Origin of the sequence: uncultured Faecalicoccus sp., assembly GCF_944327125.1 — a bacterium.
Taxonomy (GTDB): Bacteria; Bacillota_I; Bacilli_A; order Erysipelotrichales; family Erysipelotrichaceae; genus Faecalicoccus.
Genome location: NZ_CALVGO010000014.1, coordinates 1 through 20980, shown reverse-complemented (window position 1 = coordinate 20980; position 20980 = coordinate 1). Strand labels below are relative to the sequence as shown.

At 40.7% G+C, this 20980-nt stretch carries 23 protein-coding genes and 1 tRNA gene; 2 read left to right on the top strand and 22 right to left on the bottom strand.

From position 1 onward, the window contains the following. Nucleotides 1–2 precede the first annotated feature (2 nt). Genes Q0K03_RS03145 through murF form a run of 9 tightly spaced genes read right to left on the bottom strand, consistent with a single transcriptional unit; the run spans nucleotide 3 to nucleotide 9068 of the window. Nucleotides 3–1022, bottom strand: coding sequence for a nicotinate-nucleotide adenylyltransferase (locus tag Q0K03_RS03145; RefSeq protein WP_297237625.1), 1020 nt, complete (start codon nucleotides 1020–1022; stop codon nucleotides 3–5). Further along, nucleotides 1019–1309 (bottom strand): YhbY family RNA-binding protein, encoded by a 291-nt coding sequence (locus Q0K03_RS03140; protein WP_297237622.1) that lies wholly within the window; start codon nucleotides 1307–1309, stop codon nucleotides 1019–1021. The genes Q0K03_RS03145 and Q0K03_RS03140 overlap by 4 nt, the downstream gene beginning before the upstream one ends. Further along, nucleotides 1309–2388, bottom strand: a complete 1080-nt coding sequence (locus Q0K03_RS03135) for a GTPase (RefSeq protein WP_297237620.1) — start codon at nucleotides 2386–2388, stop codon at nucleotides 1309–1311. The genes Q0K03_RS03140 and Q0K03_RS03135 overlap by 1 nt, the downstream gene beginning before the upstream one ends. Continuing rightward, the gene (locus Q0K03_RS03130; RefSeq protein ID WP_297237618.1) at nucleotides 2381–2902 is read right to left on the bottom strand and encodes a YqeG family HAD IIIA-type phosphatase; all 522 of its coding nucleotides are present in this window, start codon (nucleotides 2900–2902) and stop codon (nucleotides 2381–2383) included. Before Q0K03_RS03130 ends, Q0K03_RS03135 begins: the two co-directional genes overlap by 8 nt. 25 nt (nucleotides 2903–2927) lie before the next feature. Further along, the gene (locus Q0K03_RS03125) at nucleotides 2928–4493 is read right to left on the bottom strand and encodes an FAD-dependent protein (RefSeq protein ID WP_297237615.1); all 1566 of its coding nucleotides are present in this window, start codon (nucleotides 4491–4493) and stop codon (nucleotides 2928–2930) included. Beyond that, nucleotides 4490–5500, bottom strand: a complete 1011-nt coding sequence (locus tag Q0K03_RS03120; RefSeq protein ID WP_297237613.1) for an acyltransferase — start codon at nucleotides 5498–5500, stop codon at nucleotides 4490–4492. Before Q0K03_RS03120 ends, Q0K03_RS03125 begins: the two co-directional genes overlap by 4 nt. Before the next feature lies 1 nt (nucleotide 5501). Further along, nucleotides 5502–6656 carry an alanine racemase gene (gene alr, locus Q0K03_RS03115; protein ID WP_297237611.1) on the bottom strand — a complete coding sequence of 385 codons (1155 nt, stop codon included), beginning with the start codon at nucleotides 6654–6656 and terminating at the stop codon, nucleotides 5502–5504. Further along, nucleotides 6650–7705 (bottom strand): D-alanine--D-alanine ligase family protein, encoded by a 1056-nt coding sequence (locus Q0K03_RS03110; protein WP_297237609.1) that lies wholly within the window; start codon nucleotides 7703–7705, stop codon nucleotides 6650–6652. Before Q0K03_RS03110 ends, alr begins: the two co-directional genes overlap by 7 nt. Continuing rightward, nucleotides 7698–9068 (bottom strand): UDP-N-acetylmuramoyl-tripeptide--D-alanyl-D-alanine ligase, encoded by a 1371-nt coding sequence (gene murF, locus Q0K03_RS03105; RefSeq protein WP_297237607.1) that lies wholly within the window; start codon nucleotides 9066–9068, stop codon nucleotides 7698–7700. Before murF ends, Q0K03_RS03110 begins: the two co-directional genes overlap by 8 nt. Before the next feature lie 328 nt (nucleotides 9069–9396). Here murF and Q0K03_RS03100 point away from each other — a divergent pair, with 328 nt between their 5' ends. Together Q0K03_RS03100 and Q0K03_RS03095 are read left to right on the top strand one after the other, a co-directional pair. Continuing rightward, complete coding sequence (locus tag Q0K03_RS03100) at nucleotides 9397–9786, top strand: HIT family protein (protein ID WP_297237605.1); 390 nt, start codon at nucleotides 9397–9399, stop codon at nucleotides 9784–9786. A gap of 1 nt (nucleotide 9787) precedes the next feature. Next, on the top strand, nucleotides 9788–10384 hold the full coding sequence (locus tag Q0K03_RS03095) for a hypothetical protein (RefSeq protein WP_297237604.1): 597 nt from the start codon (nucleotides 9788–9790) through the stop codon (nucleotides 10382–10384). On the opposite strand, the gene Q0K03_RS03090 is transcribed toward Q0K03_RS03095, so the two are convergent. The 13 genes from Q0K03_RS03090 to Q0K03_RS03030 form a co-directional block, all read right to left on the bottom strand. Further along, the gene (locus tag Q0K03_RS03090) at nucleotides 10381–10920 is read right to left on the bottom strand and encodes a class I SAM-dependent methyltransferase (RefSeq protein ID WP_297237601.1); all 540 of its coding nucleotides are present in this window, start codon (nucleotides 10918–10920) and stop codon (nucleotides 10381–10383) included. The genes Q0K03_RS03095 and Q0K03_RS03090 overlap by 4 nt on opposite strands. Continuing rightward, nucleotides 10904–11440: a macro domain-containing protein gene (locus tag Q0K03_RS03085; RefSeq protein ID WP_297237599.1), complete on the bottom strand. Its 537-nt coding sequence runs from the start codon at nucleotides 11438–11440 to the stop codon at nucleotides 10904–10906. The genes Q0K03_RS03090 and Q0K03_RS03085 overlap by 17 nt, the downstream gene beginning before the upstream one ends. Further along, the gene (locus Q0K03_RS03080; protein ID WP_297237597.1) at nucleotides 11424–12386 is read right to left on the bottom strand and encodes a DNA recombination protein RmuC; all 963 of its coding nucleotides are present in this window, start codon (nucleotides 12384–12386) and stop codon (nucleotides 11424–11426) included. The genes Q0K03_RS03085 and Q0K03_RS03080 overlap by 17 nt, the downstream gene beginning before the upstream one ends. Further along, on the bottom strand, nucleotides 12387–13697 hold the full coding sequence (locus Q0K03_RS03075) for an HD domain-containing protein (protein ID WP_297237596.1): 1311 nt from the start codon (nucleotides 13695–13697) through the stop codon (nucleotides 12387–12389). 59 nt (nucleotides 13698–13756) lie between these two features. Beyond that, entirely contained in the window at nucleotides 13757–14527 is a 771-nt protein-coding gene (locus Q0K03_RS03070) for an enhanced serine sensitivity protein SseB C-terminal domain-containing protein (RefSeq protein ID WP_297237594.1), read from the bottom strand. 5 nt (nucleotides 14528–14532) lie between these two features. After that, a complete protein-coding gene (locus tag Q0K03_RS03065) occupies nucleotides 14533–15858 on the bottom strand; it encodes a metallopeptidase TldD-related protein (RefSeq protein ID WP_297237592.1) in 1326 nt (441 codons plus the stop codon). Beyond that, nucleotides 15851–17239, bottom strand: coding sequence for a TldD/PmbA family protein (locus Q0K03_RS03060; RefSeq protein WP_297237590.1), 1389 nt, complete (start codon nucleotides 17237–17239; stop codon nucleotides 15851–15853). The genes Q0K03_RS03065 and Q0K03_RS03060 overlap by 8 nt, the downstream gene beginning before the upstream one ends. 59 nt (nucleotides 17240–17298) lie before the next feature. Further along, nucleotides 17299–17982, bottom strand: a complete 684-nt coding sequence (locus tag Q0K03_RS03055; protein WP_297237588.1) for an N-acetylmannosamine-6-phosphate 2-epimerase — start codon at nucleotides 17980–17982, stop codon at nucleotides 17299–17301. A 129-nt stretch (nucleotides 17983–18111) separates the two neighbouring features. Beyond that, entirely contained in the window at nucleotides 18112–18393 is a 282-nt protein-coding gene (locus Q0K03_RS03050; protein ID WP_297237586.1) for a hypothetical protein, read from the bottom strand. 73 nt (nucleotides 18394–18466) lie between these two features. Further along, nucleotides 18467–18943, bottom strand: coding sequence for a helix-turn-helix transcriptional regulator (locus tag Q0K03_RS03045; RefSeq protein WP_297237584.1), 477 nt, complete (start codon nucleotides 18941–18943; stop codon nucleotides 18467–18469). 261 nt (nucleotides 18944–19204) lie between these two features. Then, a complete protein-coding gene (locus Q0K03_RS03040) occupies nucleotides 19205–19687 on the bottom strand; it encodes a type III toxin-antitoxin system ToxN/AbiQ family toxin (protein ID WP_183376462.1) in 483 nt (160 codons plus the stop codon). A gap of 482 nt (nucleotides 19688–20169) precedes the next feature. Next, a complete protein-coding gene (locus Q0K03_RS03035) occupies nucleotides 20170–20766 on the bottom strand; it encodes a hypothetical protein (protein WP_289570481.1) in 597 nt (198 codons plus the stop codon). 138 nt (nucleotides 20767–20904) lie between these two features. Continuing rightward, nucleotides 20905–20980: transfer RNA gene (locus tag Q0K03_RS03030), tRNA-Phe, on the bottom strand.

Here is a 20980-nt window from a genome sequence, read left to right as displayed (position 1 = left end):
TTTTATTCCTTTCCTTCCAAGTATTTTTTATTTTCTTCTTTGACCAAAGAAAATCCTTTTTCCAAATCTTTCTTTGTCTGCTCAATTTGCTCCTGGACCGGATACCCTCTTAAAGGATCGAGCTTATCGGCACAAAAAACGATCATCGCATAAGGATCTGTACTTGTGCCCAACACATGATGATAGATCGCTGCACAGATGGTTTCATCCCATAAGCCAAAAACTCGCTTAACGATCTCACTGCCGACAAAGCCATGCCATACCGGCACCGGATAAATTTTGTTTTCAGGACAGATCGCATCCATCCAAGGTTCCATTTTTTCTTTGGACATGCTCTTGGCAATATCATGGAACAAACCAATCAAGTACGCTTTATGAGAATCCAGATGATGGCTGATAGCCAACTCTTCACAAAGCGATGCGACAGACAAACTGTGGGCAAACCGATGAGGATTCACTCTCTCCCTGACAAAGTTTTCAATATACAGACGATGCTGGTAAATATAATTTAAGACGTTTGGATCCAAATAATTCAGCTTATATCCTTTGCGGATCTCACTGCTGGAAACGGGCATCATGGGCATATGCAAACATAAGATCGGATAGGAAGGTTTCGCTAGTTTTCCCAGCCGGTCAAAACAAACAAACTGTGCCAGTTTGACCAGTTTCTCTGGCTCTTTCCATCGATCAAACTGTTCCAATTGATCATTTCCCATCAGCCAGTAGAACTGATTTTCCGGGTATCTTTGACAAAGAATACTTAAAGTATCTATCGTATAACTGGACCCCATTCTTTCCATCTCGACAAGATTGATCTTGAATTTGGGATAGCTGGCCAAAGCCAGTTCCAACATCTGAACGCGATCGTTTGTAGAAGAAAGATTTCTTTCCTTTAAAGGTGTCTTCCATGTAGGCAAAAACCAAACTTCCTCCACATCCAGCTGAGCAACGGCTTCCTTGGCCATTTGAATATGCCCTTCATGGACCGGATCAAACGAACCGCCTAAGAGTGCGATTTTCATTTTTTCAGCCCCAGCTTATTCTCTTTGCTTCGACGGTAGAGAACAAATGTCCGGCCAACGATGTGAATCACTTCGCTATGAGTCTGGGAAGAACATTCAATAGCAGCCTCGCGAACATCAATCGGGCTGGTTTTCAACAAAGAACATTTCACCAGCTCATGAGCTTCTAAAGAATCGTTGAGAGAACGAATCATATTGTAACTCAGTCCTTCTTTTCCAATCTGAAACAAAGGACGATACGACATACTGAGTTTTCGTAAATATTTTTTATTTGCTGCCGTGATCATTAAATCATCGCCTTTCTAAATGTTACCTGGATTCCCTTGTGAACACGCACATAGACATCCTGTATCGAACCGCTTAAACAAAACCATCCCAAGCCATGGATCACAACGTCCATTTTTCCTTCCGGGATCATCGGCGCATGGTATGTATGCATCGTCAGTAAAGAAGTATCCACGCATGGCACCAGCATCTCGTTGAGGTGATTTTGCCAGAGAGAATCGGCATTTTTTAATTTGCCGCGATGAATCGGCAAAGAACGGGAAAAATAACCTACAACCGTAGCTTTCCCTTTTACTACGACATCCAGCCTGGCCAATCCTCCAGCGGCATAGCTTTGATCTTCAAAGATCTGAGAAACCAAAGGCCGAATCGGTTTGACCGGGATCACAGTTTTTAGATCTTTGGGATTCAGAATCGTTAAAATACTGTGATGATTCTCAATTCCTGGAGAATCATAGATCGTATATCCATCCTGTTCCAAAGGGATCAGATCCAAGGTTGTTCCCGGATGGCGGGATATCGTTAATGACTGAGAAGCCATCAAGCGATTCAGGATCGTAGATTTACCGGCATTGGCTACCCCCATAAAAATAACGTCTTTGTCCTGACGATATTTTTGGATGGCCATGGCCACCTGAAGTAAATTTTTAGTGCTCTCCTCATCATTTTTTAACAAATAACCGCAAATCAAGATATCTTTAACATGAATGCCTTCTTCTTTCAGGCGTTCATTGACAAAGGAAAGAACCTTTTCATCGCTCAAAGTTTTAGGAAGTACATCCCGTTTGGTCAAAACCATGACGATCTCCTTGCCTGGAAGTTTTTGATTCAAACGAGAAATCAGACTGGCTTCAAAGGTAAAAAGATCGACGATCCAGAAAACAACGCCATCTATGGTATTGATTTTTTCCAATGTCTGATTGGATTCGATTCCCTGCTGCATGTTGACTGTCACCGTTCCGTAATGGCGGATCTTGTAACAGCGCTGGCAATAGTTTGCATCCAATGTAGGGACAAACCCCAATCCCTGAGGATCTTCATTCTGCAATGCGATCCCGCATCCTTTACAATATTTAGCCATCATACTCTCCTTTATGGAATCCCTTTTTTTCAAGATTCTTAAAAACAATTGCTTCAAATTTTCGGGTAAACTTGGTCGTTGAACGGTCCACCACGGAAATCGGTTCGGTCAAAATCGTATAAATGCCCGCAAGGTTGCCGCCTAAGATATCGGTAAACAGCTGGTCACCTAAAATGGCAACTTCTTTTTTCTTATATCCATGATCTCTCATTGCCTTCCAAAATTTAAACGGCATCGGTTTACAGGATAAATAATAAACCTGGCTCACATGCAGATCTCTGGCAAAGCGGCTTGCCCTCTTTTTTGTCGTATTGGAACAAATAGCCGTTTCAATACCGGCTCTTTGTACTCGATCAATAAACTGGATCACTTCCGCACTGGGCAGTTTTTCATTATAAGCCATCAATGTGTTATCGATATCACACAATAAGAGTCGGATCCCCGCTCTTTTTAATCGGTCAATATCGACAGACCGGTAACTGGAAACATAATAATCAGGTTTAAAAATAGCCATGGTGCCTCCTTGTTCTCATGATATTTTACAGAGGTTTCGCAAAAGATTCAATCACCTTTTCAGCGCACTTTAAACCATCGATGGCACTGGTCATGATTCCTCCGGCATACCCGGAACCCTCTCCGCAAGGATAGATTCCCTCAATATTTGATTCCAAATTCTCATCTCTTAAGATACGTACCGCTGAACTGCTTCTGGACTCTACAGCACTTAATACGGCATCTTGCAGACTGAATCCCGGAATGCGTTTTTCAAAATATAAAAGGCCTTCGTGTAAAGCATCGTTCACCTGTTTGGAAAATAACGTATTTAAATCTACAAATGTCGTTCCCCGGTAATATGTAGGCTTGACGGTGCCAAAAGACCGGCTGACTTTTCCTTGCAGATAATCTTTGGCCAGCTGAACACAGGCACGATAATCCTTAGCCATGGCAAAAGCCTTTTTCTCAATTTCTTCCTGATAACATAGGCCCGCAAAAAGTTCTGACCCGTAATCCTTCTCATTGACCTGGACCAAAAGTGCGCTGTTCGCGTTTTCACCATCTCGATGGGAAAAGCTCATTCCGTTGATCACCAAATGCTCCTTTTGCGAAGAGCTGGGAATCACATATCCTCCAGGACACATACAGAAACTATACACTCCTTTTTGATTGGAAGCTGTCATAGAGACTTGATAGCGTGCAGGACAAAAGCGCTGGTCCTGGGCACGCTCATGAAGAATGGCCTGATCGATAAATTTTTGTTTATGTTCAATGCGCACTCCGATCGCATACGGTTTATTTTCTATATTCATCCCTTTTTCTGCACACATCTTCACTGTATCCACAGCACTGTGTCCTGTGGCAAGGATCAATGATTCGCAGAAAAATTCTTCCTTGGAAGTGATCACTTTTTTTAATTTTCCATCTTCTAAAACAAGATCCTTCAAACAAGTATCGTAGTAAAACGATACTCCCAGATCTTCAATGGTCTTTTGCAGGTTCTTCAAAATCGGAACAAAGCCGTCCGTTCCTATATGAGGATGCGCATCGATCAAAATATCCGGATCGGCCCCCATAGCCACCAGTTCTTCAAGAACTTTTCTGGCGCGGGCATCTTTGGAACGTGTGGTCAGTTTTCCATCGCTGAAGGCACCAGCACCTCCTTGTCCAAACTGCACATTGCACTCTTCATCCAGGTCTTCTCCCTGCCAGAAAGCTTGCACCTTTTCTTTTCGGATATCGATTTGACTTCCCCTTTCAATAACGATAGGACGATACCCTTGTCTTGCCAACAATAAACTGGCAAACATACCCGCCGGGCCAAATCCTACAACAATAGGACGATAAGACAGTTTCCGGCTTCCTTCTTTGATGGGATGATAAGTCTCATCAGGAGTCAAGGAAACGTCTTTTTGTTTAAGAAATCGCTTTTCTTTACGAACCCTTGCATCCACAGTATACGAAAAAAGGATCTTTTGATGGCGAGCATCGATACTTCTTCGATGAATCGTCCACGATAAAAGATCTTTTTTTGAAATATTCAGTTTTTTTATGATCTGTGCCTCAATTTCTTCTTCACACAGACACTTGATTTGTGTTATCCGTATCATAATAAGTTTTTCAGCAGCGGCATTCGATTTTGATATCGAACAACCAGGGTCGCAAACAACTGAGATAATGCAACGGTTAAAAAGTATACGACAATGTGTGCATTTGGCAACAACATCAACAAAGGCTGCGCAAACAGGATATGAACTGTATAGATCAATAAAGAATCCTCACGCAGGCTCTTATAAGATGGCTTATAAGGAAGTTTGGAAATCAGTAAAACATTCCCCAAAAAATAAGTACAAGGAATCAGACAAAGATACATAGAACTCAGATCTCTCATCATACCGGTAATCATATATAAAGTCACTTCAATCACCAGTAAGGCAAAGCTGATGATCAAGGCCGTCTGTGCTAGGCGCGAAGAAAGACGTTTGGTCTTGGCTAACAGAAGACCGATCCCGACAAACATCGGTGCAAAGAAAAATCCATTGCGGGCGGTCGTCATTGTCTTGGTAAAGAAGCTGAACAAAAAATCGACCACGGGAATGCTTTCCCATAAAGGGGCATAGATATTCAGAAAATAACCGATCACATAAAGTATAAAGGCCACTTTCAAAGTAAAAACGATTCCTTTTTTCTTGTATAGATAATAAACAATCAAGGTTCCTGTCATTAGCGCCGGCAAAAACCATAAATGATAATACGAACCATTCAGGACAAAATCCCGAAGATACGATGCGATTCCCAGGATCCCTGTATCCGCCTGCAGATAATTATAAATCGTATAAGGAAGATAGATAACGGTCCAAATCAAATACAGTTTGAGTAACCGCCATAAGTATTTTTTCAGGACCTCGTTATCTTGTTGGGTTCCATTGATCTTGCGAAACAGAAAGAAACCGCTGATCATAAAAAAGAAAGGAACCGCGATTCGGCATACCGTCTGAAGAAAATACGTATTCAATGTCTCACTGATATCGATCAAAGGATAGGTATGGATACACACCACCAAGAGTGCACTGACATACTTGGCGATGTCTATAGCGGCATATTGTTTTTTTGCCATATCAAGAACCTCTCTTTCTTAAGCGAGGAACGCGGCTTGCGATATTGCTCAAAGTTTCATTGTTGATCGTTTTGGCAATGCGTGAGATTTCATCCACTCTCACTTCCTGGTCTTCCTGTCGCCCGATCAAAACCGCAACATCGCCCTCTTTGACTTCATCGACAGCCGTTACATCCACCATGCACTGATCCATACAGACATTTCCTATGATAGGACAGCGTTTGCCGTGAATCAGGACACAAAGTCCCTGGTTGGAAACCAAACGATGGAGGCCATCGGCATAGCCGACAGAGATCGTTGCGACCTTCGTCGGTTTTTGCGCACAGAAATGTCTTCCGTAGCTTACCGTCTGACCTTTTTGTATCCATTTTACCAAACTCACGTTGGCATACCAGCTTAAAATCGGAATGAAGTCAGGATCCGAAGCAATCGGAATACTGTCATCGCTGGTCACTCCCATATATAAAAGGCCCGGCCGGCAATAATCCATGCCCAGATCTCCATAATTCAAGATTCCATAACTGTTTTGAATATGCTTGATTCCCGGTTGGATCCCAGCTTGAACCAATTGAGAACAAACTTCCTGAAACAGTTCAATTTGTTTTTTCGTAAAGCTGACGCTGTCTTCCTGTAAATCATCGCTCACTGGAAAATGGGAAAAGATTCCTTCTACACTAAGATGGGAAAGCCGATATTCCTCTAGGATCGCATCCATATTTTTTTCTTGTTCCTGGTAGATGATCCCGGTACGGCACATCCCTGTATCCACTTTACAATGACAGCGGATCTTAGTTTTCTGAGTGTTTGCATAGGCATCCAGTTTATAGGCATACTCCAATGAGACAAGAGACTGAATCAAATTTTCTTCGATCAAATAATGAAAATGTTCTTCTGGAGTATACCCCAAAATCAAGATGGGATCTTTGATGCCGGCATAACGAAGATTCAACGCTTCATCTACACTGCTGACGCCAAAAAAATCAACGCCCGCCTTTTTTAAGGCTTTGGTGCATTCGACATCACCATGTCCATAGGCATTGGCTTTGACAATTCCCATGATTTTGGTCTTCCCGACCAAACGCTGTATTTCCCTTACGTTATGTTCAATGGCATCATAGTCGATTTCCGTCCAACTTCGACTATAGCTTTCTAACATACGCCAACCTTCCTTTGCATCGCCAGTTCGATCAACTTATCGATCAAATCTGGAAACGAAATTCCGGCATCGTTCATCATGGAAGGATAACGGCTGGTGGCAGTAAATCCTGGAATCGTATTCAGCTCGTTCAAAATAATTTCTTGATCGGATGTCAAAAACATATCCACGCGGGCCAAACCGGTACAGTTCATGGCTTTATATGTTCGATATGCCAGTTTCTGGGCATCCTTGAACTGTTGTTCTGTGATTCGGGCCGGACAGATGATCTCGGCTCCTTTATCTTCGTACTTTCCTTCAAAATCAAAGATACTTCCATGAATCTGGATCTCATCAATGCTTCCCGTGAAGACCGTTTCATTCCCCATAACGGCACAGCCAATCTCAAAACCATCAATGGCCTTTTCGACCAGGATCTTTCCGCGGCCATCATAATAAAAAGCATCTTCTACAGCCGGTTCAAAATCTTCTCTGGTTTCTACCTTATGCACACCATAACTGCTTCCCGCATTGCATGGCTTGATGATCCAAGGAAGCGGTATCTGTTTCTGGATCTCTTCAAAGCTTGGATTTTCTTCGTATTTCTTTAAACAAACATATGGAGCGCAAGGAATATTGGCTTCCTTACACAAGATATGCATGATTTCTTTATCCATACTGATGCTTGAACTCATCACATCACACCCGACATAATGAATGTTCATCAATTCCAACAATCCCTGGACACATCCATCCTCTCCGTTTTTTCCATGGAGAATAGGAAAAACCACATCGATATCGATTTTATTTTCCGGATCTTCCAGACTGATCACTCCTTTATGAATAAACGCACAAGGTGTGCAGTCCTGGTCGTTTTTCCAAGTATCATGTTCGATCTGTTCTACATCACCGTTATATAAATAAAAGACACCATTTTGATCGATTCCGATCAAAATCAGATTATAGTTTTCTTTTCGTATCTGTCTTAAAAAGGATCCGGCAGAATGTAAGGATACAGAATATTCTGAACTTTGTCCTCCAAACAATACCGCAAGATTTAATTTATTCATTTTGATTCCCCCTCAATGCATTAACGACTTCGTCCATAGCCATGGCTCGGGACCCCTTTACTAAGATCACACATTCCTGATTTAAAAAGGTCCTGGCAATTTTGATCATTTCTTCCTTTGTCTCAAACCATAAGGCTGACTTGCCATGAAAACTCGCCACGGTTTGTTTTGTCCTTTCTCCAGTTCCCAATAGGACATCCACGCCTTTTTGCGTTGCGTACGCACCAATCTGGGCATGTAAGTTCAATTCTTCTTCACCAAGGTCCAGCATATCGGACAAGCAGGCCACATGCAAAGAAGAAGGAAGACTCATCAAAGCATCGATTGCCGCTTTAGCGCTTTCTGGATTCGATTTATAAGAATCGTCCAGGATCTTGGCCTTCTGGGCACTGTAAAGCTGCATTCGCATTTTCGTCATATCCAAATGGGCCAAGCCTTCTAAAATAGAAGAACTATGGATCCCCTTTTGTAACGCTATGTAAATACAAGGCAATGCGTTTTTGGCCTGAACAAGTCCTAGTGTAGAAACCACGATTTTTTCATCCAGGCAGGAACAGGTGAATTCTATATGATCCTCGATGGTTTGCACATCACTTGTCAAACAAATATCACCACCCGTTCCAAAAGAAACGACTTTTTTTGTCAGGTCGATATTCATCTCTTGCAGACAATCATCGATTTCCGGACTGTCTTTATCATACAGGAAGAGTCCTCCGGGTTTTAGATTCTCGAGAATCTCCAGCTTTGCCTGGGCAATCTGTTTCTTTCCTCCCAGATTTTCCATATGAGCACTGCCGATGGTCGTGATGATGGATATATCCGGTGGAGCAATCGAACATAAAAAATCGATTTCCCCTTTGTTTTCCATTCCCATTTCCAAAATCGCAACCTCAACATCTGAATCAAACTCCAAGATCGTCAAAGGAAGACCAATCTCATTATTGCGATTTCCTTGTGTTTTTTGTGTTTTCTTTTCCTGGGAGAAAATAGAATACAGCATATCTTTACAGCTGGTTTTTCCGTTGGAGCCGGTAACACCGATCACCAGACAATGTAAAGTATTCAAATAAGCTTTTGCCAGCTGCTGAAGAGCCTGTAAAGTGTCTTCCACCAAAACCAGGGCAATTTCTTTTGGATACGGCAGATGATCTTTTTGCCAAAGGGAAGCCCGGCATCCTTTTTCCTTTACGCTTTCGATAAAAGTATGGCCATCCACTTTCTGTCCTATCAAAGGAATATATAAATTGTCTTTTTGAATCTCTCTTGAATCTATACAAACGCCATGTATTCTTTGATCTGGACTATCCTGAATACATGATGCATTCAACAACGCACTGATTTCCTGAATGGTTTTATCTATCATATAAAATGACCCCCATTTAAAGTTTATTATAGCATAATCCAAACTATCTTGAATTGGAGTTTGTATTTTCATTCAATTATTTTTATTCGACTTAAACAAAAGAAAATCATTGAAGATCTATTTCACATATTTTCCCATATTATTCACATATTTTATGTTTTTGCCTGTGCTATACTTTATGCAGCAAGGAATAGAAGACCTTGCCGGTATGAAGTCTTTTAGAATTCATACTATTTTCTATCCCCTTAATTTTTTGAAAAGTCAGGCACCCCCTTAGCCTGACTTTTCACTTTATTTAGAGTATAATACTTTCAAAGGAGGAATTTTTATGTGTATTTTTTGTTCCATCGCAAAGAAAGAAATCAACAGTCACCTGGTCTATGAAGACGATACGGTCCTGGCCTTTTTAGATATCAACCCTACCGCTGTAGGACATACCCTGGTTATTCCCAAAGAACATTATGAATCGTTTTTGGAATGCCCGGCCAAACTTCGCGACCATTTGTTTGAAGTGGCCCAGATGCTGGCAAAAAAACTTGAAGAAAGCCTAAACTGTGACGGTCTCAATATTTTATCAAACGTCCATGAAGCAGCCGGACAAAGTGTCAACCACTTTCATGTTCATCTGATTCCCCGCTACAAAGGCGATACCGAGATCATCCATTTCCATGAAACGGAAAATGTAGACTTTGAAGCATTAAAGGAGAAACTGAAATAATATGCAGACCTGGTCCATGCGCATGCTTGCGGTTTTCCTGGTACTGGCCATTGTCTATGTGATCTTCTCTTTTGTCTATCGAAAATATCACACGCAGCGCCTTCTTAACGAGCTGCAGTCTCTGGATTTTGAAGCTTTTGATAAAGATATCCATTCCTCGATGACAAAGCTGTTTTTTCCTTTATACAACATTGAATTCATGAAATTGAATCGCTATATCATGACCGACGATTCCGAAAAGATCAAAGAGCAGTTTGAAAAGCTCATTCGAATTGCCCGGGGGAAAAAACAGCGGTATGAGATCATTTCCATGGCTTTTGAACATTATGTCTATGAAGAAAACAAGGAACAATCCAAAAACCTTTTAGACACAATCGACAACGGCACCAACGAAGGATTGAAAGCACACGCCCATATGCTTTATGATATTCTGATTTTAAACAAAACCAATCATATAAAAAATATGGAGGCGCAGTTTCCTCAGTGCACCTCCCAGGAAAAAGCAATCGTAGGGTATTTGCTGGCAAAACAATACCGCAACCAGCACAACGCCAAAAAGGCTGAATATTACGAATCTTTTGTCAAGAAGGAAGCTTAGCTCTCCTTCTTTTTTTCTATTCCCACCCAATAGGGAGAATGTGAATGGTTGAGCTGTGAAACACAGCAGATCGCATAACGATATGGATCCAAAGTTTTTAGGTACTGAATGATAGACTCCGCTTCTTTGATACCTTCTGGATGCGGATAGAAGACCAGGGCCATTCTGCCCTTGACCTTTAACAGGCGTAACGCTATTTTCACAGCTTCCAGGCTTGTGGTTTCCATGGTATGAATCAAGCTTTCTTTGCCCGGACAATACCCGAAATTGAACACGATGGCATCCGCCTCTTCATGAATATAACGATCCATGTGCTCGTGCCCGTCCAGGTTGGCTTCCAGTCGAGAGTCACTGATGTTTTGTTGGGTTTGCGATAAAACATCCTCCTGCACTTCAAAGGCAATGACCTTTCGAACCCCTTGCGCCAGAAAAAAAGCCGTATCGTTTCCATTGCCCAGCGTGGCATCGACACACACTGCCTGCCTATGCAATGCCGGCGCTAAAAATTGATGACTTTGATCAACGGCGGAACGCATAATGAGACAGCTCCTCCTTATACAGTTCATAGTCCTGTTGAAGATAACACACAAAGAGAACATCGATTTTTCGAGCTTCCGGATATTCATTCATCAACTGATAGACCGTCTTGACCGCAATCTGACAGGCCTCCTTATGAGGATATCCATAGATCCCTGTCGAAATACAGGGAAAGGCAATGGATAATCGCTCTCTTTTTTCCTGAATCAAAAGATCATAGGCCAGACAAAGAGAATTCCAGTAACAGGCACTGAGACATTCTTCATCCTGATCGCTTCCTGAATAAATGGGACCGGGTGTATGGATGATTTTCCGGCAGGGAAGATCATAAGCCTGTGTCATGATCGCATCCCCTGTTTTCACATAGCCGATTTTTTGACATTCTTTTTCCAGTTCTTTTCCAGCCTTGGCAAAGATAGCCCCACAAACACCGGCTCCGGGAAGCAGATGATTGTTGGCGGCATTGACAATGATATCAAAATCCAGACCGGTGATATCCCCTTTAATTGTCGTAATCATTTTTTTCCCTTCCTTGTTCTAAATTTTTCATTCGTCTGACGATCTTATTGGCGCTGATGGAAACCTGATCAAACTGCCCTGTCAAAGCCTCTAAGGTTTTTGTCGCCTTATCCGTACGCATCACCAAACGTTCCATATCTTCCTGAAGCAGTAAAATATTTTTTTCGATCTCTTGTAAATGATTCGAACGATAAAAATCGCGTGTGCTGGCCAGCAGTGTAAAAATCACCCCTACCAAGGTCGTTGGCGATGTCAAAAGAACGTGATGGGACAATGCATAATTCAAAATATCGGTACATTGCGAACAAACCAGCTGATAGATCGATTCGCTGGGAATGAACAAAATAGCCTGAGAAGCTGTATGTTCATTGATATATTTGGAAGAAACATCATCGATGTGTTTTTTCATATTGGTTTTAAAAAGACGGAAATACGTCTCTTTGTTTGCCGGTTCTTCTTCCATCTTCAAATAATTCTCCATGGGAAACTTGGAATCAATGCACAACACTTTCGAAGTTTGCGGAAGATGAAGGATCGCATCGGCAATTTTCCCATTCGGCAATGTGTACTGAATAGAAAAAACTTCCGGATTTTCTCCCGCATAAATTTTTAATAAGGCTTCCAGCTGGTATTCGCCCCAATTTCCTCTGGCCTTGGTATTGGTCATGACCTGATTCATACGCTGGATATCATTTTGCATCTTATCGATCGACTGAGAACCCAGAGCCTGTTCTTTTCTCAAGGTCTGAAGCTGCTCATTTAAAAGCTGAAACGACCGATTCATCTCTTTTTCCTGATATTCTCTATGCAGTATCTGGTTTTGTTCTTCCATCTGGCGTTGTTTTTGGCCCGTTTCCATGGTAAAAACCATTCTTCGGAACACCATCAACAAAACGATGATACAAACGATGAAAAGAATGAAAATTCCTAACAATACATATGGCATCTAATCCCTCCTGGATTTGATCATTTGGATCAATCTTTCTTTATCATTAAGACCTGGATCATAAAACACGAGATCCAGGCAACGCTTTAAAGCCTTCTGGATGTCTTTTCCTGTTAGATCCGTGTGCTTTAAAATATCATTGCCGGTAATATCTAAATCATGAAAATCCATCGGCCGCTGTTTGTTTTCTTCATAAAAATCAATAAAACTCTGCAGCCATTCTAAAGAGGACTGTCCTTTTAAGGAATGCGCTTTTATATCGCAAATGCGCAACTGAAAATATTTCTGCATCCATGCATCATCAAAGCCCCGCTGGATACGAAACCGATGAATCGTCTTTAATTTGTTGGAGAGTTTTTCATCATGATAACGAATCAGTTCTACGATCTGGCGGCTTTGTTTTTTGGGCATCTTCAGATCCCGGCATATTCTACCTGCGATTTGTGCACTGCGAACAGGATGATCATAGAAATGATCGATCTGATCAACCGTGGTCTTGGTTTCTGGTTTTCCCAGATCATGAAACAACAAGGCAAAGGCCAACGTTTCATCAAACGGTTTAAGAAAAGAGATCGCCCTTAATGTATGATGCAGAACATTGGTATCATGCCACGGTGTATTTTGAGAACAAACCAGACACGCCTGAAGCTCTGGGATCCACCTTGACAAAAGTTCTGTCATTTTCTCCAGTTCATACGGATCTTCTTTTAGAATCTCTTTTAATTCTTTGTAGATTCTTTCCGATGAAACAAACCGAATCAGATCGATATGGTCCCCAATGGCTTTTTGGGTCCCTGTTTCCATCTCAAAGTGAAGCTTGGCACAAAACCGATGGGCTCGAACCATGCGCAAAGCATCTTCCTGAAAACGGATATTGGGATCTCCCACACAGCGAACGATCCGTTTTTTCAAATCGTCCTGTCCTCCAAAAGGATCTACAATTCCATGTCGAGGATGATAAGCCATTGCGTTGATGGTAAAATCGCGGCGTGACAGGTCTTCTTCAATATGAGAGACAAAGTAAACCTTGTCAGGATGACGGTGATCTTTATAGTCTTCTTCTTTACGGAAGGTCGTAACTTCTACCGGCTCCGGGCATAACACCGTAATGGTTCCATGTTTGATCCCGGTCGGTATGGTCTTGGGAAAAAGAGCCTGGATCGTCTTTGGAAGAGCGCTGGTACAGATATCATAATCAGAACATGGTCGTCCCAACAAATGATCGCGAATGCATCCGCCCACGACAAAAGCCTCATATCCAGCCTGATTCAATGTGTCTAATATTGTTTCGATCTGTTTTGGCAAGTACATAAAAACCTCTTCTCTATTCTAAACCAAAAATCGAAAAGAAAACAGATGTCTGAAATTCATCAGGCATCTGTTTTTACATAGATCGGTTCGTTATTGGCAATGATTTCCTGTGCCAGCTTCATGCTGGCAAACATGAATTCAAACTGTTTGCCATGACTGCAGGACGCACAGAAATGTGCCATTTCCTGAAAGAATTTGGGATCTTCTTTGGTCATATCCACAATAATAAACCAGTGACTTGGGCGATCTTCTACGATTCTTTCCTTAAAATAGATCGCTTTCACAAAATCGTGCCGGCGCCCATAATTTCGTAATACATCTCTAAGATCGTCCACTTGAGAAGACGGTGTACGCAAAGACACCCGTTCTCCCTTGTCGATCTTCGTTTCTTTTAAACCGGTATGGCGCGGCTGATTTTTCAGTTCCAGTAAAAAGGGTGTCTGAAAGGGCGTATTGAAACCATAAGGATCAACCACAATGCCCGCAATTTCGTTTTTTGCCATTTCTACGATTGGAATGTACTGGTCAAAGCTCAACAGTAACAGTTTTCCATTTTTGGATCCGGCCCATTTTTCACTCTCTTCATGAGAGGTAAACATAGGAAAGAACCGTTTTTGATCGGTTGTCTGGATCGTTAAAAGACTGAAATGGGTATCTTCAGGAAAAGATACATTTCCCTTTTCATCACGAATAGGATCTTTATCCCAGGTAGCCGGAACATAAAGCTGGGTCGTGAACAAAAGATCGACCACATGAGTTCTTGTCAGCCTTGAGTCTTCTTTCTTTAACATCTGCAGGGCTTCCTGCATTTTTGAATTGATATAAGCCATTTTATCTACTCCCCACTGATTGCACAGTTTTTAAAATATATACTTGGACTGATCACCTGATGATACGTCCAGTCTAGATCACCACCAACTTCTACGACATCGTTCATTAATGCCATGAAGTTTCCTGCGACAGTAATCAAAGTTACACTTTGATCTCGTTTTCCATTTTTTACTAAATACCCCGAAGCCTGAAGAGAAAAATCTGTGGTCACAAAATCGATCCCGGCATGAAGTCCCTGAAGATCCGTGATCACCAGTCCATCTTTCATATCTTCGCAAAGCTCTTCGAGCGATTTGGTTTGCGGCATGATACAGCAGTTCATCGGAGATACACTGATCGTACCCAGGTATCCTGGCTTAAAACCATTTCCGGTGCTTTCGGTATTCATTCTCGCAGCGGATTTCACCGAATGAAGAGCGGTTTTAAAAATACCATTTTCAATCAGGACTTTCCGTCTTGTCGGATACCCTTCATCATCAAAATTCGCGATGGAAAGACAATCTGTATTTCGCGGATCATCGACGATCGTAATCTTCTCTGAAAACACTTTTTCGTTCAGTTTATCTTTCAGGCAGGAAATCCCTTTGTAGATCAGTTCTCCATTGAACAGACCGGTAAAAGCCGAAAACAACGAAGTCATTGCCTCTGTATCGAAAATAACGGGCATCGTCTGACTGGGAATGGATTTCGCATTCAGTTTTTTCAAAACAGGCGTGCAAACCTTTTTCACAAAGGCATCCAGATCCAACTGAGACAGATCCTCAACGACCTCTACTTCATAATTGACCTGAACATCGTTTCCTTCTTTTGCGACAACATAGGCAGAGATGGCCTGCATATGGTCTTCATCTCTTACATCCAGTCCTAAAGAGTTTGTGATCATGCGAGTACCTGAGGCTTCCTGATAATCCAGTTCATTGACTTGAATGATTCGTGGATCAAATTCCAAAAGTCGTTTTTCTAACGTACTCAAAGTCTCTTTGATCAATGTCATATCGGCCGAAACCCAGTGAACTTCCTTGGTTACCGATGTAAAAGATTTCGGTGTAACGATCGTATCTTCTTCTTTAGTAGACAGCGTTTGCGCCTGTTCAATCAATTGAAAAATCACATCTTCCATCATATCATCATGGATTTCTTCAAATGCCATATTGGCCATTTTTTTCTGATATACACCACGAATGGATGTTCCTATCGTTGAACTTGTCGTAAAGGCATCCACTTTATGATCAAACCAGGTGACACTTCTTTGAGAGGTCTGTGCCTGATAGATTTCAAGACTTTCCATGCCCTGTTGAAGGGCATATTCAATCCAAGCTTGTTTATTCATTGGCCGTACCTCCTACTGTAATACTGGAAACACGGATTGCCGGCTGGCCGACATCAACAGGAATGCTTCCGGAACAAGAACCGCACATACCCTGGGCTCTTTCTACATTGTCACTGACCATATCAATGTTCATTAAAATATCTTTCCCGTTCCCAATCAGGGAAGCCCCTTTTACCGGATACGTGATCTTTCCTTCTTCGATCATATATCCCTCATTGACCGCAAAGTTGAATTCACCAGTCTGTGGATTTACACTTCCGCCACCCATTTTTCGGGCATACAGACCTTTCTTGATGCCTTTGAACAAGTCTTCAAAACGATCCGTTCCCGCCGCAATATAAGTGTTTGACATGCGGGAAGTAGGTTCATATTTATACGACTCCCGACGGCTGGATCCGGTAGATTTTCTATTCATACGGCGGCCGTTGAGCTGATCGATCATATAGTTTTCCAGAATTCCGTCTTTGATGAGCACTCTTTTTTGTTGAGGATTTCCTTCATCGTCTATATTTTCACTTCCCCAGGCATTCGGTATCGTTCCATCGTCAATGGCGGTCACACAGGAACTGGCAATTTTTTCTCCGATCTTATCACTAAATACACTCTGATTCTTGGCGACAGAAGTCGCTTCCAGTGAATGTCCGCAAGCTTCATGGAAGATCACACCGCCAAACCCGTTATCGATAATGACCGGCATCTTTCCGGAAGGACAATCTTTCGCTTTTAAAAGCACCAAAGCCGTTCGGCAGGCTTCTTTGGCAATAGACTCCGGTGTTGTATGTTCATAAAATTCCAACCCCTGACTGGCACCTGGTCCATCACTGCCCGTCTGCATATTCTCTTTTTCCTTTGCATACGCTGTGATGGCCATTCGTGTTTTCACCCGAACATCTTGTACAAAACGTCCATCGCTGTTTGAAATTTGAACGTTTTGTCTTGAATTCCTCATAGATCCCGTTATTTTTACGATTTTCTCGCTTTCTTCTTTTCCGGTTTTATAGGCCCGTTCCAAAAGTTTTACTTTTTCGGAAAGCGGAGCATCGATGGGATCCACCAAAACAGGATGTCTGTTCTCCATCTTCTGTTCTTTTAAAGAAACGGATCGTTCTTCTTCACTGATTCCAAAAACGGCTTTCAGATCATCGGCCAAGGTGAAGATCTTTTCCATCTCCATTTCATTGGTATATCCATAAACCGATTGAACATCCTTATACAGACGAATTCCAATCCCGGCACGAATAACCCGGTTGGTTTCTTCGATTTCACCATTTAACATCGAAATACTTTCGCTGGTCGTATGTTCTTCAAATAATTCCGCAAAGTCAGCTTCACTGGCCATACAATAGCTAAGTATTTTTTCGCATTGATCTTTGGTTAACATAATGCACCTCCAATGGAACTATTATATCAACATTCACAAAAAAAGACCACGAATGCGGTCTATTCAATGGCATCGACAAAACGTTTCGTAATAACTTGCGGACGGGTAATGATCGAGCCCACCACCACGCTGAAACATCCAAGTTCCAGCACTCGTCTTGCCTTTAAAGGGGTATCGATGTTCCCTTCGGCAATCACAGGACTTTTTTTGACTTGTAAAAACTTACGGATCAGTTCAAAATCATTGGTTTCAATTCGAACACCCTTGGACTCTTCTGTGTAACCTACCAATGTCGTTCCTACAAAATCAAAACCCAGCTCCGAGGCCTGGATCATTTCTTCCAAAGTCGAACAATCTGCCATCAATGGCTGTGATGGATACTTTGAACGAATTTCGTTATAAAATTCTTTTAACGATCTTCCATCAGGCCGTTCACGATGGGTGGCATCTAAGGCAATGATGTCCGGTTTTACCGTCATCAGTTCATCGATTTCCACCATGGTCGGTGTAATATAGACAGGATTGTCCCCATACTGTCTTTTTATAATTCCAATGATGGGAAGATCCACCTGTTTTTGAATCTCTAAAATATCCGCTACGCTGTTGGCACGGATCCCGCTGGCTCCCCCTTCTTTAGCCGCTAAAGCCATCCTTCCCATAATAAATGAGGAATGTAAAGGTTCCTCCGGCAAAGCCTGGCAGGAAACAATAAGTTTTCCTTTTAAACAATCTAACTTTTTCATAGCTATATCATACCACATGACAAAGAAGCACAAAAAACAAACGTATTTAAATTTCAAGTATAAGATTCCCTAATTTGATGTTCACCATATCTCAATATATCCGAATAATATTTTCAAACTTTGAAGTCTTTATTTTTCTAAAAAAACGATAATAAGTGAAAAAATCGAGATCAATATACCAATCAAAAAAAGAAAGATTTGAATCATTTGGTTAAATTCCATGATTCCTCCAAATAGTGCAGCCATCATACCAAAGGAAAGGCATACGTCTAACTTGGTTCGGTTTTCAAAAGGATTCTTTTTGCGGATATTCCATTCTACGACCAACAAGATTCCTAACATGAATACGGAGATAGAAAGACAATAGATCGTGCTCAGTTCAGGGTCCTCCTGGTTGGTTAATACAACCATTATTCCTGCTAAACAGGTAATGAAAACTGTTAAAGATTTAAATATCAGGTATTTTTTCATAAAATGACTCCTTTCAAAACAAATCTTTTTCTAAAAAAGAAATTGCCTTTTTGATCTTTATTCGTAATACGATTCCAAATGCCCATACAAAACCGCCACAAACCATGATAAGTATTGTCTGAAAAAATGTTTTTGCGAAGAGTTTTGTCAGAGTAATGGTGATAACAATTCCAACAAGAATCAAAAGTTCTGTAAATATTCCAAATGTCAACAACTCCGATTTTGTCTTGAAAATTTCCATTGCGGATCGGTTTCCTTGTATTAATTTCTCTTTTTCGTTCATTTTTTTTGCATAGAGAAGTTCAGAAATTTGAATATCAAGGGCTTTGCATAAAGGTTCATATAAAGAAAGGTCCGGCATGGTTTTTCCGTTTTCCCATCTGGAAATGGATTTGTCACTAACATTCAGCATTTCGGCTAATTGCGCCTGTGTAAGATCTTTTTCTTTTCGACGTTTATAAATGAATTTTCCTATATCTTTTTGGTTCATAATTCTTTCCTCTGATTATATTCTAGTATAGCTTATTAAAAAAAACAGGACAGAAAATGAGAAAAAGCATATTAACATAAAAAAGCCTTTATCTAAAGCGATAAAGGCACATTTTAGAGATGGTGGTAATTGTCGGTATCCAGGCGAACCAGATAGGACTTTCTTTATACTAAGAGTATAATCAAATTAGCATATATTAACAAGTATTATTTTCATTTTTTCAAATTTGGTATTTTTTCTTCAAACTAGCGGATTTGTTGATTATTTATATTTACGGCATTTCTCTTCCAAAAGGAGAAAATCGTTACATCTTTTTGTTAAAGAACTTGTTTCTCCACTTATTTTAAGTTTATACACCAAAGAAGCATTTTTGCGTATTTTTTCTTGAATGGATTTTATATATCGATATTCAGCCAAAAGCAAAGATTTATATTTTGAATCTCGTTCTTTCGAAAAATTCAAGTACGTATAATCTTTAGATTGGATAGGAAACATATTATTAAGATTTATAACAGCATATCGTTTGATTTTAATGAAATCTAATGTCTCCTGCATTCGTTTATGTTTTTCCTTGAATGAAGAGAGAGGGGCAAAATAATCAAGTCCGTTTACTTGTAAAACAATTCCGATATATGCTCTATGATGTGTTTGATTTGCGGCTTTGTTTCTAAATAAATGTGGAGCATAGGAAGATAGGTATTCAATATATTTTTCTGAAACTGTATATAGTTTAATGTTTTCCATTTTCAATCACCTCAAAAAAATAGCAGGAACTTTTATGTGCTCCTGCTTTTGTTACAATCGCATTCAGAGCAGCGAAACGCTCACTTGTAAATTTCTTGTATTGAGCTAAGAGAAGCTCGCTAAATAAATTTCTCACTTAGGGCTGAGATACACCCGCTGTTAAGGTATATACCTTGCAATTAAATTATATCTTAGATTTTCAAATAGTCAACAAATCCGATTGTTCTCAAATACAAAATCATTTTTAGAATGTATCAATAGTTAAACCTTCGTCAAAAGATTTCGAATAATAGTATCGCCTCTACATAAATCATATTAACTTACTAACAATTCTAGGAATTAAGAAAAGCAGAAACATCCATGTATACATGTATATTATGGATATTTCTGCATGAAAATTATATTAAAGACTACAAAAAGTCGATCAAGTTTATTAACAAGTTAGGGGTGAGAAGGTTAGTCTACATCTTCTCGCCTAATTGTCAGTTCCAATCACCTTGCTCTATAGTCTCATTTACTTTAAGCGCTGAAGGAAGTTCAGGAGATCTCCATACAGCAAGCCTTTCTCCAAGCGCATCGCCATCTTGGCGATCGGCATGTAGCATAAACTTTCCACCATAACTAGGGCTTACCTCAACATAAACATACATTTCGGATCCATCGCTTTGTAGCATGGAATGGGCTTCACAAACGGGTACATCACCTGCAAATTTGGCTTCAACATCATAATAACCATTTTGTTCCATCCAATTTGCTATAAAATCCAGAGCCTCTTGATTATTCCAAACTTCGTCAATATCTGAAGCTCCTATTCCTGCCAGAAGTTCATCAATAGTTAAGGTATCCGTGCTATCTTCACCGATAATTTCCGGAGTGGTAGCTTCTTGAGTTTCAACTTCTTCGGTTACTTCTGTTTCTGCTTCTTCAACAGGAGGTTCACTATTGCCGCAACCTGTCAGTCCGAAAGCCATTGTTGTCGCGATTCCTAAAGTAAAGAAGATCCGTAAGGACTTCTTATATCCCCCCCACAATAAAATTCTGTGGTTTTCCATTTTCTCTTTTTGATTGATTTGTTCCATGATTCAATCCTCCCTAATTTACTTCATTAAACTATAGTTTTATTATACTATAGCTTTTGAAGAAAGACAGAAGAGAAATTGAGAAAAAATATCAAAATAAAAAAACCTCTATCACTTAGATAAAGGTTTGTTAACAAATGGTGGTCTCAGTCGGAATCGAACCAACGACACAAGGATTTTCAGTCCTTTGCTCTACCAACTGAGCTATGAGACC

What these genes read in the sequence shown, in the direction of transcription:
- Q0K03_RS03145 (WP_297237625.1), bottom strand. Translation starts at nt 1,022, where the DNA reads ATGAAAATCGCACTCTTAGGCGGTTCGTTTGATCCGGTCCATGAAGGG.
- Q0K03_RS03140 (WP_297237622.1), bottom strand. Translation starts at nt 1,309, where the DNA reads ATGATCACGGCAGCAAATAAAAAATATTTACGAAAACTCAGTATGTCG.
- Q0K03_RS03135 (WP_297237620.1), bottom strand. Translation starts at nt 2,388, where the DNA reads ATGGCTAAATATTGTAAAGGATGCGGGATCGCATTGCAGAATGAAGAT.
- Q0K03_RS03130 (WP_297237618.1), bottom strand. Translation starts at nt 2,902, where the DNA reads ATGGCTATTTTTAAACCTGATTATTATGTTTCCAGTTACCGGTCTGTC.
- Q0K03_RS03125 (WP_297237615.1), bottom strand. Translation starts at nt 4,493, where the DNA reads ATGATACGGATAACACAAATCAAGTGTCTGTGTGAAGAAGAAATTGAG.
- Q0K03_RS03120 (WP_297237613.1), bottom strand. Translation starts at nt 5,500, where the DNA reads ATGGCAAAAAAACAATATGCCGCTATAGACATCGCCAAGTATGTCAGT.
- alr (WP_297237611.1), bottom strand. Translation starts at nt 6,656, where the DNA reads ATGTTAGAAAGCTATAGTCGAAGTTGGACGGAAATCGACTATGATGCC.
- Q0K03_RS03110 (WP_297237609.1), bottom strand. Translation starts at nt 7,705, where the DNA reads ATGAATAAATTAAATCTTGCGGTATTGTTTGGAGGACAAAGTTCAGAA.
- murF (WP_297237607.1), bottom strand. Translation starts at nt 9,068, where the DNA reads ATGATAGATAAAACCATTCAGGAAATCAGTGCGTTGTTGAATGCATCA.
- Q0K03_RS03100 (WP_297237605.1), top strand. Translation starts at nt 9,397, where the DNA reads ATGTGTATTTTTTGTTCCATCGCAAAGAAAGAAATCAACAGTCACCTG.
- Q0K03_RS03095 (WP_297237604.1), top strand. Translation starts at nt 9,788, where the DNA reads ATGCAGACCTGGTCCATGCGCATGCTTGCGGTTTTCCTGGTACTGGCC.
- Q0K03_RS03090 (WP_297237601.1), bottom strand. Translation starts at nt 10,920, where the DNA reads ATGCGTTCCGCCGTTGATCAAAGTCATCAATTTTTAGCGCCGGCATTG.
- Q0K03_RS03085 (WP_297237599.1), bottom strand. Translation starts at nt 11,440, where the DNA reads ATGATTACGACAATTAAAGGGGATATCACCGGTCTGGATTTTGATATC.
- Q0K03_RS03080 (WP_297237597.1), bottom strand. Translation starts at nt 12,386, where the DNA reads ATGCCATATGTATTGTTAGGAATTTTCATTCTTTTCATCGTTTGTATC.
- Q0K03_RS03075 (WP_297237596.1), bottom strand. Translation starts at nt 13,697, where the DNA reads ATGTACTTGCCAAAACAGATCGAAACAATATTAGACACATTGAATCAG.
- Q0K03_RS03070 (WP_297237594.1), bottom strand. Translation starts at nt 14,527, where the DNA reads ATGGCTTATATCAATTCAAAAATGCAGGAAGCCCTGCAGATGTTAAAG.
- Q0K03_RS03065 (WP_297237592.1), bottom strand. Translation starts at nt 15,858, where the DNA reads ATGAATAAACAAGCTTGGATTGAATATGCCCTTCAACAGGGCATGGAA.
- Q0K03_RS03060 (WP_297237590.1), bottom strand. Translation starts at nt 17,239, where the DNA reads ATGTTAACCAAAGATCAATGCGAAAAAATACTTAGCTATTGTATGGCC.
- Q0K03_RS03055 (WP_297237588.1), bottom strand. Translation starts at nt 17,982, where the DNA reads ATGAAAAAGTTAGATTGTTTAAAAGGAAAACTTATTGTTTCCTGCCAG.
- Q0K03_RS03050 (WP_297237586.1), bottom strand. Translation starts at nt 18,393, where the DNA reads ATGGTTGTATTAACCAACCAGGAGGACCCTGAACTGAGCACGATCTAT.
- Q0K03_RS03045 (WP_297237584.1), bottom strand. Translation starts at nt 18,943, where the DNA reads ATGAACCAAAAAGATATAGGAAAATTCATTTATAAACGTCGAAAAGAA.
- Q0K03_RS03040 (WP_183376462.1), bottom strand. Translation starts at nt 19,687, where the DNA reads ATGGAAAACATTAAACTATATACAGTTTCAGAAAAATATATTGAATAC.
- Q0K03_RS03035 (WP_289570481.1), bottom strand. Translation starts at nt 20,766, where the DNA reads ATGGAACAAATCAATCAAAAAGAGAAAATGGAAAACCACAGAATTTTA.